12 protein-coding genes and 3 tRNA genes are annotated in these 14,688 nt (G+C 49.2%); 7 read left to right on the forward strand and 8 right to left on the reverse strand.

Going from position 1 to position 14,688, the window contains the following annotated elements; all coding sequences use genetic code 11:
* Nucleotides 1-96: 96 nt before the first annotated feature.
* The 4 genes from coaE to pilB are packed head-to-tail and all read right to left on the reverse strand — an operon-like array spanning nucleotide 97 to nucleotide 4,545.
* Complete coding sequence (gene coaE, locus WH50_RS10715; RefSeq protein ID WP_243410079.1) at nucleotides 97-720, reverse strand: dephospho-CoA kinase; 624 nt, start codon at nucleotides 718-720, stop codon at nucleotides 97-99.
* A complete protein-coding gene (locus WH50_RS10720; RefSeq protein ID WP_110187297.1) occupies nucleotides 721-1,572 on the reverse strand; it encodes a prepilin peptidase in 852 nt (283 codons plus the stop codon).
* A gap of 12 nt (nucleotides 1,573-1,584) precedes the next feature.
* Complete coding sequence (locus WH50_RS10725; RefSeq protein WP_110187298.1) at nucleotides 1,585-2,832, reverse strand: type II secretion system F family protein; 1,248 nt, start codon at nucleotides 2,830-2,832, stop codon at nucleotides 1,585-1,587.
* A gap of 3 nt (nucleotides 2,833-2,835) precedes the next feature.
* Nucleotides 2,836-4,545, reverse strand: a complete 1,710-nt coding sequence (gene pilB / locus WH50_RS10730) for a type IV-A pilus assembly ATPase PilB (protein ID WP_207780256.1) — start codon at nucleotides 4,543-4,545, stop codon at nucleotides 2,836-2,838.
* Nucleotides 4,546-4,870: 325 nt separating this feature from the next.
* Between pilB and WH50_RS10735 the strand changes: the two genes are divergently transcribed.
* From WH50_RS10735 to WH50_RS10745, 3 genes are all read left to right on the forward strand, one after another.
* A complete protein-coding gene (locus tag WH50_RS10735) occupies nucleotides 4,871-5,290 on the forward strand; it encodes a pilin (RefSeq protein ID WP_110187307.1) in 420 nt (139 codons plus the stop codon).
* Nucleotides 5,291-5,385: 95 nt separating this feature from the next.
* Nucleotides 5,386-6,273 carry a PHP domain-containing protein gene (locus WH50_RS10740; protein WP_110187299.1) on the forward strand — a complete coding sequence of 296 codons (888 nt, stop codon included), beginning with the start codon at nucleotides 5,386-5,388 and terminating at the stop codon, nucleotides 6,271-6,273.
* 51 nt (nucleotides 6,274-6,324) lie between these two features.
* On the forward strand, nucleotides 6,325-6,951 hold the full coding sequence (locus WH50_RS10745; RefSeq protein WP_104155603.1) for an L-threonylcarbamoyladenylate synthase: 627 nt from the start codon (nucleotides 6,325-6,327) through the stop codon (nucleotides 6,949-6,951).
* Nucleotides 6,952-7,023: 72 nt separating this feature from the next.
* Here WH50_RS10745 and rluB read toward each other — a convergent pair whose 3' ends face one another.
* The 3 genes from rluB to WH50_RS10760 form a co-directional block, all read right to left on the reverse strand.
* Nucleotides 7,024-7,884 carry a 23S rRNA pseudouridine(2605) synthase RluB gene (gene rluB, locus WH50_RS10750; protein ID WP_110187300.1) on the reverse strand — a complete coding sequence of 287 codons (861 nt, stop codon included), beginning with the start codon at nucleotides 7,882-7,884 and terminating at the stop codon, nucleotides 7,024-7,026.
* Between the two features lie 148 nt (nucleotides 7,885-8,032).
* A complete protein-coding gene (locus tag WH50_RS10755) occupies nucleotides 8,033-9,133 on the reverse strand; it encodes an extracellular solute-binding protein (RefSeq protein WP_104155601.1) in 1,101 nt (366 codons plus the stop codon).
* Nucleotides 9,134-9,523: 390 nt separating this feature from the next.
* Nucleotides 9,524-10,753, reverse strand: a complete 1,230-nt coding sequence (locus WH50_RS10760; protein WP_110187301.1) for a polyhydroxyalkanoate depolymerase — start codon at nucleotides 10,751-10,753, stop codon at nucleotides 9,524-9,526.
* 548 nt (nucleotides 10,754-11,301) lie between these two features.
* On the opposite strand from WH50_RS10760, the gene olsF reads away from it, so the two are divergent.
* Nucleotides 11,302-13,005: a bifunctional ornithine lipid synthase OlsF gene (gene olsF / locus WH50_RS10765; protein WP_110187302.1), complete on the forward strand. Its 1,704-nt coding sequence runs from the start codon at nucleotides 11,302-11,304 to the stop codon at nucleotides 13,003-13,005.
* A gap of 149 nt (nucleotides 13,006-13,154) precedes the next feature.
* Here olsF and WH50_RS10770 read toward each other — a convergent pair whose 3' ends face one another.
* Entirely contained in the window at nucleotides 13,155-13,925 is a 771-nt protein-coding gene (locus WH50_RS10770; protein ID WP_110187303.1) for a hypothetical protein, read from the reverse strand.
* Nucleotides 13,926-14,385: 460 nt separating this feature from the next.
* Here WH50_RS10770 and WH50_RS10775 point away from each other — a divergent pair.
* From WH50_RS10775 to WH50_RS10785, 3 genes are all read left to right on the forward strand, one after another.
* A tRNA-Glu gene (locus WH50_RS10775) sits at nucleotides 14,386-14,461 on the forward strand.
* Nucleotide 14,462: 1 nt separating this feature from the next.
* A tRNA-Gly gene (locus tag WH50_RS10780) sits at nucleotides 14,463-14,538 on the forward strand.
* Nucleotides 14,539-14,579: 41 nt separating this feature from the next.
* Nucleotides 14,580-14,655: transfer RNA gene (locus WH50_RS10785), tRNA-Glu, on the forward strand.
* Nucleotides 14,656-14,688: the final 33 nt, after the last annotated feature.

The following is a 14,688-nucleotide window of genomic DNA, read 5'->3' on the forward strand; positions in this document are numbered from 1 at the left end:
CAAGCTGACCACCGTAAGTTTTAAGCGGTTGCTCTGAAGCGTTTCATGCTAGCAAAGATAGCCGGGAGGAAAAACAGTGCTTCGTGGCTCAACGCATCAAGGGCTAATACTGGCCATCAGCAACGCATGGACCCTTGCAACCTCAAGTTGCAACTGCTGCAGATCGCCCGTGTTATCAATAACGTAATCGGCATGCTCCAAACGGCGATGCCGTGGCCACTGTTTTGACATCACCGCTTTAATCTGGTCGTGCGTATTGATGTCTCGCTGGCCGGCACGCTGAACCTGGGTCTCTTCGGGCACATCCACTACGATGCTCTGCTTTACCAGCTGTGCCTGTCCTGATTCAAACAGTAACGGGCTTACCAGCAGGACATAGGGAGACTGAGCTTGTGCAAGGCGTTCAACGGTGAGCTGGCGAATCAGTGGGTGAAGCAAGCCTTCGAGCCACAGTCTCTCCTGATCATCTGTAAAGATATGCTGGCGCAGCCAGGTTCGGTTGAGTGAACCATCGCTGTTCAGTACTGTCGGGCCAAAATGCTCTGCTATGCGCTTCAATGCAGGTTGGCCAGGCATGACAACCTCTCGTGCGAGCACATCTGCGTCTACAGTCTCAATACCCCGTTGCTCAAACAGGGTTGCAGCCGCACTTTTTCCGCTGCCGATACCCCCTGTGAGCCCGATAGCTATGCTTGTAGGTTGAGCAGTATTGATAGCCACTTAGATACTCATCCAGACTGGAAGCCAGGGCTGGAGCACAATCATGATCCAGCCTGCAATGACTAAAGCGGGGCCAAAGGGGAACTGATCACCCGCCTTAATGCGGCCGGTCAGGCGCAGAAACAGCGCAATCAATAACCCGGTACATGCGGAAATCAGTAGCAGCCAAGGCAAGCACAGCGCACCGCCCCAGGCACCAAGTGCTGCCAGCAGCTTGAAATCGCCATAGCCGAAGCCTTCCTTCCCGGTGAGTAGCTTGAATATCCAGAACAGTATCCAAAGCACCAGATAGCCCCAGACGGCTCCCCAAATTGCCTGTTCAATGCTTGTGTGTTGGGTGAACAGGTTGAATAGCAACCCTGCCCATAGCAGCGGTAGGGTAATGTCATCCGGCAATAACTTATGTTCAGCATCAATAAAGAAAAGCACCAGCAGGGCAGAAGAGAACAGCATCAGCCCTAGCGCAATAGGAGTAGGGCCATAAAGCCAGTAAACCAGAACCCAGACGAGAGCATGAAATGCTTCAACAAGGGGATAACGAATAGAGATAGCAGTGCTGCAAGAGGCACACTTTCCTTTGAGTAAAAAAAATCCTACTAAAGGAATGTTATGCCACCATTTGATGGGTGCTTTGCAGCTGGGGCAAGTTGATGCTGGAAGTAATAAATTAAACCTCGGTTTTTCATCTTGGGGAAGATCGAGAAAAGACTGGCATTGTAGCCGCCAGTCGTTATTCAGCATTATTGGTAGTCGGTAAATTACGACATTTAGAAAGCTACCAGATACGGAGCCAGCAATTAAAACCAATATAGTCTGAACGATGATAGGTAATTCTATAAGTAGAGTTAGCATTATTAGGCTGCCTTAGCCGACAACAGAACCCATTTTAAAGATGGGGAGGTACATGGCAATGATTAAGCCACCGACAAGTATTCCTAGGACGCACATAATAAATGGTTCAAGAAGTGCTGTCAGAGAGTCAACTGCATTGTCCACCGCAGCTTCATAAAAGGTGGCAAGCTTGTCTAGCATGGTTTCCAGCGAGCCTGCATCCTCGCCAATACCAATCATTTGTATAACCATATTTGGAAAAATGCCAGTGATTGACAACGATGTCCGAAGATTTTGTCCTCCAGAGACAGAACGTTTTGCTTGAAGTATGGCCTTTTCATAGTAAATGTTTCCTGAAGCACCCGCTGCTGAGCCCATTGCTTCAACTAAAGGCACTCCCGATGCATAGGTTGTACACAATGTCCGAGCGAACCGTGCAAGTGCTGCTTGGTGCAGGATATTTCCAACTACAGGGATTTTTAAACTTAATAGCTGGAGTTTGTGTCTGAATTGTTCGCTATTTTGATGGGCCCTTTTAAGCATGAATCCAGTTGCAAAAAATATAGCTAGAATTATCCACCACCACTCTTGGAGTGATCTAGATAGATTTACAACGAATTGAGTAAATACAGGGAGATCGGCACCAAAGCCTTTAAATAAACTTTCAAACTGCGGTACAACTTTTATTAAAAGGATTGCGGTGACAATAATGGCAACTACAATAACTGCTGTGGGGTAGGTAAGCGCTTTTTTTATTTTTGCCTTTAAGGCCTCAGTTTTCTCTTTGTATGTGGCTAGGCGGTCCAGCATATGATCTAAAGTACCTGATTGTTCTCCCACCATTACTAATTGACAAAATAGTGAATCAAAGTACTTTGGATGGTTTTTTAACGCTATGGAAAGAAGGTTTCCCCCAGCAACCTCGTCTCGTATCTCTTCAACGAGGTTTTTCATTTTTGTTTTTTCCATTCCTTGAGCAGATATATCAAAAGACTGCACTAAGGGAACCCCTGATTGCATCATGGTAGCCATTTGTCGGGTGAAAAAAGTAAGATCCTGAGAGTCTATGGAGGCGTTCTTTTTGAAATTGCCTATCTCAAGTTTTTTACCAACTTTTTTTACCTTAACTTGTTGCTCGGTAAGAAGCTGCTTGGCGTGCTGTGGTGAGTCAGCAACAATTTCGCCTTTTACTTTCTCGTTGTAGCGATCAATGCCACTCCAACTGTAGGTAAATTGCTTTTTTTCTACCACTTTTTTGCGCCTTTGTGTCGCTACCGCCATAGGTTATTCCTTGATTACTCGGTTTAGCTCTTCCAGGCTGGTCATACCCGACAGCACTTTCTTGATACCTGACTGGCGAAGATCACTCATTCCTTCTGCTTTGGCAACTGCGGCGATATCTAATGAGTTGCCATTATGCATGATCACTTCCTGTATGCGGGGAGATACCTTTAATACTTCATATATCCCGACACGGCCTTTATAGCCCTGATGGCAGCGCGTACAGCCTACCGGTTTAAATATGGTTGCGGTTGATATTTGTTCTTCAGAAAAACCCGCATCTCTGAGAATTTCAGCCGGTACCTCTTCTATAACCTTGCAGCTGGTGCATAAACGGCGTGCGAGGCGCTGAGCGATAATCAGGCTAACAGAGGTGGCAATGTTATAGACGGGCACGCCCATATTTTGCATACGAGTTAGCGTCTCTGGAGCGCTATTAGTGTGTAGTGTAGAGAGTACCAAGTGGCCTGTCTGTGCGGCCTTGATGGCAATCTCGGCAGTTTCCAGGTCTCGAATTTCACCTACCATCACCACATCAGGGTCCTGACGTAAGAAGGATCTCAGCGCTTCAGCGAAGTTAAGGCCTACCTTAGTGTTAATGTGAACTTGGTTAATACCCTCAATATTTATTTCTACCGGGTCTTCTGCAGTAGAAATATTACGCTCAGTAGTATTGAGAATATTAAGGCCAGTATACAGCGATACGGTTTTGCCGCTGCCAGTTGGGCCTGTGACCAGAATCATACCCTGAGGCTGGTTGAGTGCCTCCAGGTACATGGCTTTTTGGTCTGGGTCATACCCCAGCGCATCAATACCCATCTGTGCACTGGAGGGGTCCAGAATACGTAACACAACCTTTTCGCCCCAAAGGGTAGGTAAGGTATTCACCCTGAAGTCGATGGCTCGAGTACGGGATATCTTGAGTTTGATACGTCCGTCCTGAGGTAAACGTCGTTCTGATATGTCAAGGTGTGACATAACTTTAAGACGGGCAGAGATTCGATTGCCAAGCGATGCTGGAGGGCGACTTACTTCGTGCAACACTCCATCGGTACGGCAACGTACTCGGTAGATTTTTTCGTAAGGCTCAAAGTGGATATCTGAAGAGCCACGTTTAATGGCATCCAGCAGTATTTTGTTGACGAACTTGACCACTGGAGCGTCGTCAGACGTCATCGCTGTCAGGTCAAGCATATTGAGCTGAGGCAGCTCATCAATAACTTCCAGCTTTTCCAGCTGCGAGTCATCAAAACCGGCAAGCGCATCACTTGCTGAGTCAAACAGGGTTTCAATGGCGTGAGCGAGCTTACCTGCCTCAACAAGTATTGGCTCAACGCTCATATTGCTGGAGAACTTGAACTCACTGATAGCCTGAGCCTGGGTGGGGTCACAAAAGCCAACAAACAGCTTTTTACCGCGAACAAATAACGGTAGCCCATAATGTTTCTGGATCACCTTGTCTTTGACCAAGTCTTTCGGCCAAACCTCGCGATCCATCTTACTCAAATCAAGTACGGGTACACTGAAGGCTTGCGATATCACCTCTGCCAAGGCGCGCTCATCTACTCCTAGTTTTTCGACCAAATAGAGTGGCAGTGGCTGCTGCTGCTGGTTCGCACCCTTGGCAGCTTCTTTGGCTTGTGCTTCTGTAATTAATCCAGCTTTAACCAGCTGGCCAACCAAGCCTACTGGCTGAAAGGGGATTCCCATCATTCCCTGCATGTCATCTTGACCTGTACTGCATTTCGCTATGTAAGGTTTATAACCTGAGAGTCAAGTATAGCCTAGAGGCCTGTGCTATATTTGCTCACCCTTGACTTACAAAATTTGATATTCTTGTGACTTTAATGTCATTTATCTCTTTGTTTTTTTGGTTGAGGCTAATGTTAACGAGACTAAAAGTGGCATGTCGGTAAAGTGTGTGAAAGGTGCTTGAACATGGTAGTTTTTTTGATAAAGATGTCTCGCACAGTCTGAATTGTTAGATTTAGAATGATGCAGACTGACACAAACTCTCCGGGAGAATATGGATATGAAAATGGGTAACAAAGCTCAGGCGGGCTTTACGCTTATAGAGTTGATGATTGTTGTAGCAATCATCGGTATTTTGGCAGCTATTGCTATCCCTCAGTACCAAGATTATGTAAGTCGTGCCAAATGGCAGGAAAACGTGGTTACCATTGAGCCTGTTAAGCTGGCGATTGCTCAGTGTCTTCAGGAGAATTCAGGAACTATCGCTAGTTGTGATACTGCGGCTGAGATTGGAATTACCAATTTGCCCACTCCTAAGTATGCGACAGGAGCGGTCACAATAACTGCCGCTACAGGAGTAATTTCTATGACTGGTACTGCTGAAGTTGGTGGCTACACATTGACAGCGACTCCAACTGTCAATGAGACAAACGTTTCTTGGGCGTGGGGTGGAACCTGTACCAAGACCAAGTGCGGTGTCAACTAAGCTCTGGTTGCAGCACAGGCTAAGGATGGCTATCTGATGCATGTGAGCCAAAATCCTCATACTGTGAGGATTTTGGCTGTATTAGCTAGATTGTCATGGTTTTTCGCATCCACATTAAGTATGTGCAAGGTACTTTCAGCTTTTACATCATTCTGCTGTTTACTAGATTGATAACTATCGACCTCCACTCCCACACGACCCGCTCAGATGGCCACCTTTCCCCCGAAGCTTTGCTTTCGGTTGCGGCGGACCGCGGTGTTTCTGCTTTGGCTATCACCGATCACGATATGCCCTTTTTTCCTTCGATGGTAATTCATCCCACGGTGCAGGTGATTGCTGGTACTGAGTTGTCTTGTGTCTGGAGCAGGCAGACCATTCATGTCGTTGGCCTCAATATGACGGTGCCTGAGCCCATCTCGGACCACTGTGCTGAGATTCAGCAAGCGCGTGTGCGACGCGCGGAGGAAATTGCCCGACGCCTCGAGAAACTAGGCATGGCTGGTGCTCTGGCAGGTGCTCTTGAAGAGAGTGGTAATGAACAGATAGGCCGCCCTCATTTTGCGCGTTGGATGGTGAGGCAGGGGCATGTGAAGGATATGCGTGCTGCTTTTAAACGTTATCTGGGGGCGGGGAAGATAGGTGATATCAAGTCCGAGTGGCCCGTGTTAGCCAAAGCGATTGAAGTGATTGTGCAGTCTGGTGGTATTCCTGTGCTGGCACACCCTAAGCAATATCAAATGACCAATACCAAGTTAAAGGCGCTGATTACTGACTTTGCTGCTGCTGGTGGGAAAGCTTTGGAAGTATGTAATGGCTTTCAGCCGCGTGATCAGGTGGAGTATTTAACCAGGTTGACACAGGATGCTGATTTACTTGCATCGGCAGGAAGTGACTTTCATGGCCCGGAAGCGCCGTACCATTTTCCTGGGGGATATACCGCATTGCCAGGCAATGTGCGTCCTGTATGGAGCCTCTGGGAATAGCTTTGTCTGGTTGTGCTATGCTTTAAGGCACTTGTCGCAGCGGACTTTGTTATGAGCCAGTTTTTTCAGATTCACCCGGAGAACCCACAGGTTCGTCTTATTCGCCAGGCTGTTGAAATCATAAAGGCAGGCGGTGTTGTCGCTTATCCCACTGATTGTGCTTATGCTTTGGGATGCCACATTGGTGATAAGGATGCAGTTGAGCGAATCAGACGTATCCGTCAGCTGGATGAAAAACATAACTTTACTCTCATTTGTCGTGACTTATCCGAATTGGCGACCTATGCCAAAGTGGATAACCATCATTTTCGCTTGCTGAAAGCACATACCCCAGGGGCTTATACCTTTATTCTTGATGCCACCCGAGAGGTGCCAAAGCGTCTGATTCATCCCAAACGGAAAACAATCGGGATTCGAGTGCCGAACAACCCGATAACCTTGGCATTGCTGGCTGAGCTGAATGAGCCTTTGATGAGTGTATCGTTAATATTGCCCGGCGATGATCAGCCTATGACGGACCCTTACGATATACGTCAGACCCTGGAGCATCAGCTGGATCTGGTAATAGATGGCGGGTATGCCGGCATGGAAGCCAGTACCGTAGTGGCTTTGACCGATGAGGGAGTGGAAGTCATCCGCGTAGGTGCAGGAGACCCTTCACCGTTTATGGGCAGTTAAGCACGCTACTGGAGAATACACCTCAGCAAGTGAAGGCTTGCTGAGGTAAATAATGACAAAGCCTAAGAATGATTAGCCGTTGTCGACTCGACCAGAACGTTTGCCAGTACGAGCTCCAGGGCGCTTCACTTGCTTGCGTTGCTGACGCTCGTAGGCAACCTGTTGCTGAGCTGTTTTCTGTGGCACTCGTTTCACCGGCAGGCCAGCCATTTCATAGACTACATTGGCGTCTTTCTGCCCTAGTTCTTCCCACGATCCCGCTTTCAGGCGGCTGGGCAGGAAGATATGACCGTAGCGGACGCGTTTCAGGCGACTGACTTTTACACCCTGTGACTCCCACAGGCGGCGAACTTCCCGGTTACGACCTTCCATCAGTACGCAATGGTACCAGCGGTTGATACCCTGGCCGTCGAAGAATCTCACGTCGGTAAAGCGTGCTGGGCCATCTTCAAGCATTACTCCGTCTTTGAGACGTTTAATCATGTCATCGTCAACTTCACCCATAATGCGTACCGCGTATTCGCGATCCAGCTCAGTTGACGGGTGCATCAACTTGTTTGCCAGTTCCCCGTCGGTGGTGAATAACAGCAGTCCAGAGGTGTTTAAATCCAGACGACCGACGGCGATCCAGCGTTCACTTTTTACTCGAGGCAAGCGGGTAAATACGGTAGGGCGTCCTTCAGGATCAACTCGGCTAACCAGCTCGCCTTCAGGCTTGTTGTAAATCAGAACGCGAGTGCTGCGCTCATCAAGCTGATCCAGACGTACCACCTGACCGTCGAAGGCAATAACTTCCGCACCGGTAACGCGGTCACCTAAGGTGGCAATTTGACCATTGACCGTCACACGGCCTTCTACAATGGCCTTTTCAAGCTCGCGGCGAGAGCCCAGGCCTGCGCGGGCCAATACTTTCTGTAGTTTTTCGTCTTGCATGATGTACTCCGATGGTAGCGCCTCACGGCGGGGAAAGGCCTTTGCCCTTGGGCAAGGGCGCGAGAGTATAGTCTAGCCCAGAGACAGGATAAAGAGGTGATGCTGGCTGGTGGTGCCAGCATCAAGGTGCTTTAAGGATGTGAGCGGGTTATTGTCCGCTGGTGATGCCAGTCCATACGCGGGTCATTACACGCTGGAGTTTGGCATCCTTGGTTTTGTATACGTAAAGGTTTTTCTTAACTTCTGCTGGTGGGTAGATACTTGGGTCATCCAGAATGTCTTTATTGACATACTGGTCTGCCGCCGCATTCGGGTTGGCATACCAGACGTAGTTGGTGACGTCTGCAATCACTTTGGGTTCCATCAGGTAATTCAGGAACTTGTGTGCCAGTTCAGGGTGGGCAGAGTCTTTGGGAATGGCGAAGGAGTCGATCCAGAGCTGGGCGCCTTCCTTTGGAATACTGTAGGCAATCTTGACGCCATTTTTGGCTTCTTCGGCGCGTGAAGCCGCCTGCAGAATGTCACCCGAGTAGCCAATCGCAGCACAGATATCACCGTTGGCAAGGTCGTTAATGTACTGGGACGAGTGGAAATAGCGGATATAAGGACGGATCGACTCCAGCAGCGGTTTAGCCGCCTTCTCATAGTCGTCCGCATTAGTGCTGTTCGGGGGCTTGCCGAGATAGGCAAGTACAGATGGGATAATGTCGGTTGGTGAGTCGAGGAAGGCTACGCCACAATCTGCCAGCTTGCTGATGTATTCGGGTTTGAATAGCAAGTCCCACGAGCCTACCGGTGCATCGTCACCAAGGCGTTTTTTGATGGCGTCGACGTTATAGCCTATGCCAGTAGTGCCCCACATGTAGGGGACGCCGTATTTGTTACCCGGGTCAAAGGACGCCATTTCCTTCAGCAGAGAAGGGTCGAGATTTTTCCAGTTGGGGAGTTTTGATTTGTCCAGAGGCTGAAATGCCCCAACACTGATCTGACGCGACAGGAATGCACCGGTTGGTACCACCAGATCGTAGCCTGTTTTACCAGAGAGTACTTTGGCTTCCAGCATTTCGTTACTGTCAAACACATCATATACAACCTTGATGCCGGTCTCTTTCTCGAAGTTACTCAGCGTGTCTTCTGCAATATAGTCAGACCAGTTGTAAATATGCAGGGTTTTGGCGTCATCCGCATGAGCTGTGGCTGCGGTTACAAGCGCCAGAGCGGCAAGTGTCAATCTCGGAAATTTTGTCATCTTGTATCGTATCCAGAGGTTAGAAAACTTAAGCCGATACAGGCTCCATCAAGAGTGCGCTGTACGGCATGCAATGATGCATTGCTGGAGCGTTTCGATAACTCGTGCTTCTTTGATAACTAAGCTTCTACAAAGCTTACCCATGAATCCTAAGCAGAAATCGGGCCATGGTGAGTAGAGGGCTTATATATTTACGCTGGTCTATGTCACTGATAAAAGAGAAAGTGATCAGACCTGATAGAAAGGTAGCAGTGGTTACCTTTGGTGCCAAATACTTTCACCACGATGCATTATCTATCCTTGATGTGCAAATAGGTAGTGTATGAATTCGGATGCTCCCTGCCAAAGGGGCATCCGACTCATGGTGGATAGGGGTCAAAAGGTAGCGTTTTAATTGGTGGGATGACTGTGGGTCTGGATGAACTGTTTGATGCGAGGACCGACTTCTGAGCGGAAGCGACGGCCATTGAATATTCCATAATGGCCGACATCTTTCTGTATGTAGTGAAGTTTTTTGTCAGCACTTAATCCCGAGCACAGTTCCTGTGCCGCTTTGGTCTGGCCCTGGCCCGTGATGTCATCGAGTTCCCCTTCAATGGTCATCAAGGCCGTTTTCTTGATTGCAGACAGATCAATACGTTCGCCACGATAGTCAATCAATTTGCGTGGCATCTGATGTTCAATAAAGACCTTGTGTAGGGTTTCCAGGTAGAAGTCGGCGGGTAAGTCCATCACAGCGAGATATTCGTTGTAGAACTTGCGGTGTGCTTCGGCGCTGTCACCGTCACCCTGGATCAGGTCGTTAAAGAACTTGAAATGCTTCTGCACATGCAGATCAGGGTTCATCATCATAAAGCCAGACAGCTGGATGAAACCCGGATATACCCGTTGGCCCGCGCCTGCATACATTTCAGGGACGGTACAGATGACTTTGTTTTCAAACCACTCTACATCTTTGTTCGAGGCATAATCGTTTACCTCTGTGGGGCTGATGCGAGTATCAACAGGACCCCCCATCAGGGTGAGTGTCAGGGGTTGGTAGCTGGACTGGCTCATAGCTAGCCATCCGCAGGCGACCAGTACGGGGACGCTGGGCTGGCAAACGGCGATGACGTTGACATCCGGCCCCAGATATTTAATGAACTCGATGACATAGCTGACGTAGTCATCGAAGCTGAAGCCACCTTCCGACAAGGGGACATCTCTGGCATTGATCCAGTCGGTGATATACACCTCATGATCAGGCAGGAAATGCTCAACTGTGCCACGCAGTAGTGTGGAGTAGTGCCCGGACATGGGCGCAACCAGCAGCACCTTGGGATGGTTGAAGTGTCCGAAGCGACGGAAGTGAATCAGATCGCAGAAGGGTTTGGCCAGCGTCACTTCTTCTCTGACAAGGACCGGCTGACCATCAATTTCAGTACTTACCAGTTCAAACTCTGGCTTTTCATAGTTGTTAGTGCATCGCTCGATAAGTTCCATGCTGGCAAGCATAGTGCGCCCGGCAGGATGCATGGGGAGTGTGCTCCAGGGCAATGAAAGTTGTTTGCGAATTGCCTGGGCCCAAAGGTGCAAGGGTTGCAGAGCTTGTTGAGTGTGGGCGTGCATTTCATAAAGCATAGATTGGCTCCGCTGGTATGCATCCCTGAATAAATCTACTGGGCAACCGTGCCCAGATCTCAGTTCCACTTGTTGACTATGACAGCATGGGAGCCCTTTTGATGGCAAAAGGCTGTAGATCAGTAGAGGCTTCCATTGTGACTTCGTTTTACGCAAATCTGGCCAATAATGAAGCAGCAGAAGTGCGAGGTACTACATCTCTATACGCTGCTTGTCTTTGACCGGCAACACTACATTAGTGGCGTCTTGAGCTCAGGCGTTGCTGAGCATCAAGCAATCCGGGCTAAGTGTCTTTGGAAAGTGGCTGGTCTCAGTTATCTGGCGTGTGATCAGCCGTGGTTGTGCGATGCACAAAGAAAAAGAATAAGTGTAGTCGGTCAGGAAGGCAATTGCTGTTCAAATTTGCGCCAGTTTTGTGAGTGATCTGGCTTGAAAGTGTCAGTGGGGAGTATCGGTTCGAAACCGCCTGAAGTTCGATTTTGTGTCGTCAAATCGTCATCGATGCTTCTTAAGGTGTTGCTATCTGAGCATAGCAGGAGCCGTTCGCCATGCTGAACATTGAGCAGGTCATCACCAACAAATATCCCGCATTCCAGCAACGTGCGCCGTTGGTTAGGCATTCGACTTTAAGCCTGCTGCGTGGACTGATCCATGAGAACGAGATCAATCGTTTTCTCGATCAGTATCAGGGGCTTCAGGGGTTCGAGTTTCTCGACAAGGTGCTGGAGTATTTCAACTTCAGTTACCGCATCAGTCATCAGGATCGTAGCAACATACCGGCCACAGGGCGTGTCGTAATCGTTTCCAACCATCCGCTTGGCTCTCTTGATGGCCTGGCATTGCTGCAGATGGTGGGCAGTGTACGTCGTGACGTGCGCATTGTAGCGAATGACTTGCTTGGGCATTTGACACCACTTCAGTCGCTGTTCCTGCCCATCGACAATATGGCGAACCAGGGTCATAAGCGAAGCATTCAGCGTATAGTCCAGTCGCTGATGCGCGATGAGGCCGTCATTGTATTTCCTGCCGGAGAAGTCTCCAGAGCAAGTTTTACCGGAATCAAAGACGGTAAATGGCAGTCGGGGTTTTTGCTGTTTGCCAGGAAGGCTAATGCGCCAATCCTGCCTGTGCACGTGCAGGGTAAAAACTCGATGCTGTTTTACGGGCTATCGATGGCGTACAAGCCTTTCTCCACCTTGATGCTTGCTAATGAGATGTTCAAGCAGCGTAACAAGGTGCTGTCGGTGAAAGTAGGTAAGCCGATCCCCTTTCAGCAGATAGATCAACTACCCGTCAACAACAACACCAAGGCGAAGATGTTGAAGAAACACATCTATCGCCTGGGCCGCAACGGCAAGCCGTTATTCGTCACGGAAAACACCATTGCTCATCCTCAGGATCGTCAGGCTCTGAAAAAGGAACTGGTTGAGGCTGAGTGTCTGGGAAGTACGCAGGACGGCAAGCGGATCTATCTGTTCAGCTATCGCCCTGACTCAATTGTGATGAAAGAGATTGGTCGCTTGCGTGAGCTGGCATTCCGTCAGGTGGGGGAGGGGACAGGGCAGCGCCTGGATATTGATAAGTATGATCGCTATTACCGGCATCTCATTCTATGGGATGAAGAAGCCTTGGAGATCGCCGGAGCGTATCGTCTGGGAGAAGTCGCCCAGATTGCGGAGCAAGGGCAGGAAATTTATTCAGCTGAATTATTCCGCTACCGGCCGGATATGCAGCCATTTTTCGAGCAGGGGATAGAGTTAGGCCGTAGTTTTGTGCAGCCGCGCTATTGGGGGCGTCGCAGCCTGGATTACTTATGGCAGGGGATTGGTGCGTATCTCAAATGTCACCCTGAAATCCGTTATCTGTTTGGTCCGGTGAGCTTGAGTAACAGTTATCCAGCCGCTGCCAAGTATTTGCTGGTTACATTTTATCGGTTGTACTTCCCTGATCGCGATCATCTTGCAATAGCCAATGCTCCCTTTGTTATTCCTGAGGCAGATCAACGGCTGCTGGATACGGTGTTTGTGGGTAATGACTACGACACGGATTTCGCTGAGTTAAAAGAGCGTCTGGCTCACTATGCTGTGACGGTGCCCACTTTATACAAGCAGTATTCGGAGGTGTGTGAGCCCGGAGGCGTGCGCTTTCTGGACTTCGGAGTGGACCCAGACTTTGGCTACTGCGTTGATGGCTTGGTGCTGGTGGACTTGCATCGATTGACGGCCAAAAAACGCGAACGGTACCTGGGCTAAGTTACCTTATGACGGTACTGGCTATCGGTCAGTGTGAGTCATAAGGTCGAATTCTGCTCGGGAACATGACGGTGGCCTCTGTGAGAGGCCACCGTTTTTTGGGGCACAATCAGATGTTGTGAGTAGCTCAATATTCTGTAGGGCTTTAGTTAGTCTTCATAATCTTGCTTGATACGCCACTTGTTCTCTTCATCCGCTATCCGTTTTAGTTGGTCTTCCAGCTGCTCTTTTTGCTCCAGAATGACTTTCTCCTGCACAGCCTTCAATTGCTCCAGGCGCTGAGTGATAGCCCGAATGCGTTCGTCCATATTGCAATATTTACTTAGCTGCTGATAGCCACTGAGGCATTGGGCTAGCGCTGTTTTGGCCGCCTTCCAGTTTCCGCGCTGGTCATACTGTTGAGCTGTAAGCCAGGCGATATCCAGAGATATTTGTCGGGAGAGCAGTTTCAGGTGCTGGATGTAATGCTGTGCTTGCTGATGGTTGAACAGGCGTTGCTCATACAGCGACTTGACCAGCTGGCTGAGATGACTCAGTTGACGTTTGATAAGTACTGCCTGCTTCTCTGAGTAGAGAATCGGAGCCGGCTGGTCACCAGCACTTTGTTGTTTCGATTCCTCTAGTTCTGCACGTAACTCTCCTAGTAAGGAGTCTGGTAGCGGATCTTTGGTATCGAGTGATTTGAGCTCATGCAGTCTTGCTATTAACAGCTGTAATAAGGCATTGCGAAGTGGAGTGGGCACATATCCTTCGGGTGTCTGTTGCAGGTTGGTATGGATATGGCGAACCTGATCTTTGATGGCGATAATGCGCTGACGCTTTTTTGCTCGATTGTTTTCAACAGACTGCCCAATCATGGCCATGATGATCAAGGCAACTACTCCAAGCACAATGATGATGGCGATTTGTGTTGCGGTCATTGCAATCTCTGGCCCTTTATAACAATTCGGTCAGGTATCGGCAGATTTGACATCTATATAGAGGTTATACAGAGGTAATGGCTCATTCTGAACGTTACTTCTATCTATATAGTGCGTTATAAGGGCAGGGTTCCAGTACGTCTGCCGCCGCGCCGTGTTCAGTCTACTCACAGGCTGACGTGCATTTGCGTCGGCCAATCACATACCTAGGCAAAACTTACATTAATAGGATGACAGATAACAGTCTTCACCTTTATTTAATAAGTGGTGGTGAGCATGGTTGTAACGGCGCAGTGCTTCGCTTGGGATCACTGCGCTCTATTTATAGAGCCATGAATTGCTTAGTAAAAATGCAGCAGTAAAAGCTTGACCGAAATGAGGGAGGTGAGTAGTATACGCGCCCGCAGCAGTCGTACGATACATACGGTTAGAGTGTGAAGTATGAGTTGATGCAGGCCGCGTCCCATTCGTCTAGTGGCCTAGGACACCGCCCTTTCACGGCGGTAACAGGGGTTCGAACCCCCTATGGGACGCCACGCGGGAATAGCTCAGTTGGTAGAGCACGACCTTGCCAAGGTCGGGGTCGCGAGTTCGAGTCTCGTTTCCCGCTCCACTTACCACTCTAAGGAGTGAAGTGGCTAAAGAATGTTATGTGTCCCATTCGTCTAGTGGCCTAGGACACCGCCCTTTCACGGCGGTAACAGGGGTTCGAACCCCCTATGGGACGCCACGCGGGAATAGCTCAGTTGCTCGCTCTGATACA

The organism is Pokkaliibacter plantistimulans, assembly GCF_003194385.1.
Classification (GTDB): Bacteria; Pseudomonadota; Gammaproteobacteria; order Pseudomonadales; family Balneatricaceae; genus Pokkaliibacter; species Pokkaliibacter plantistimulans.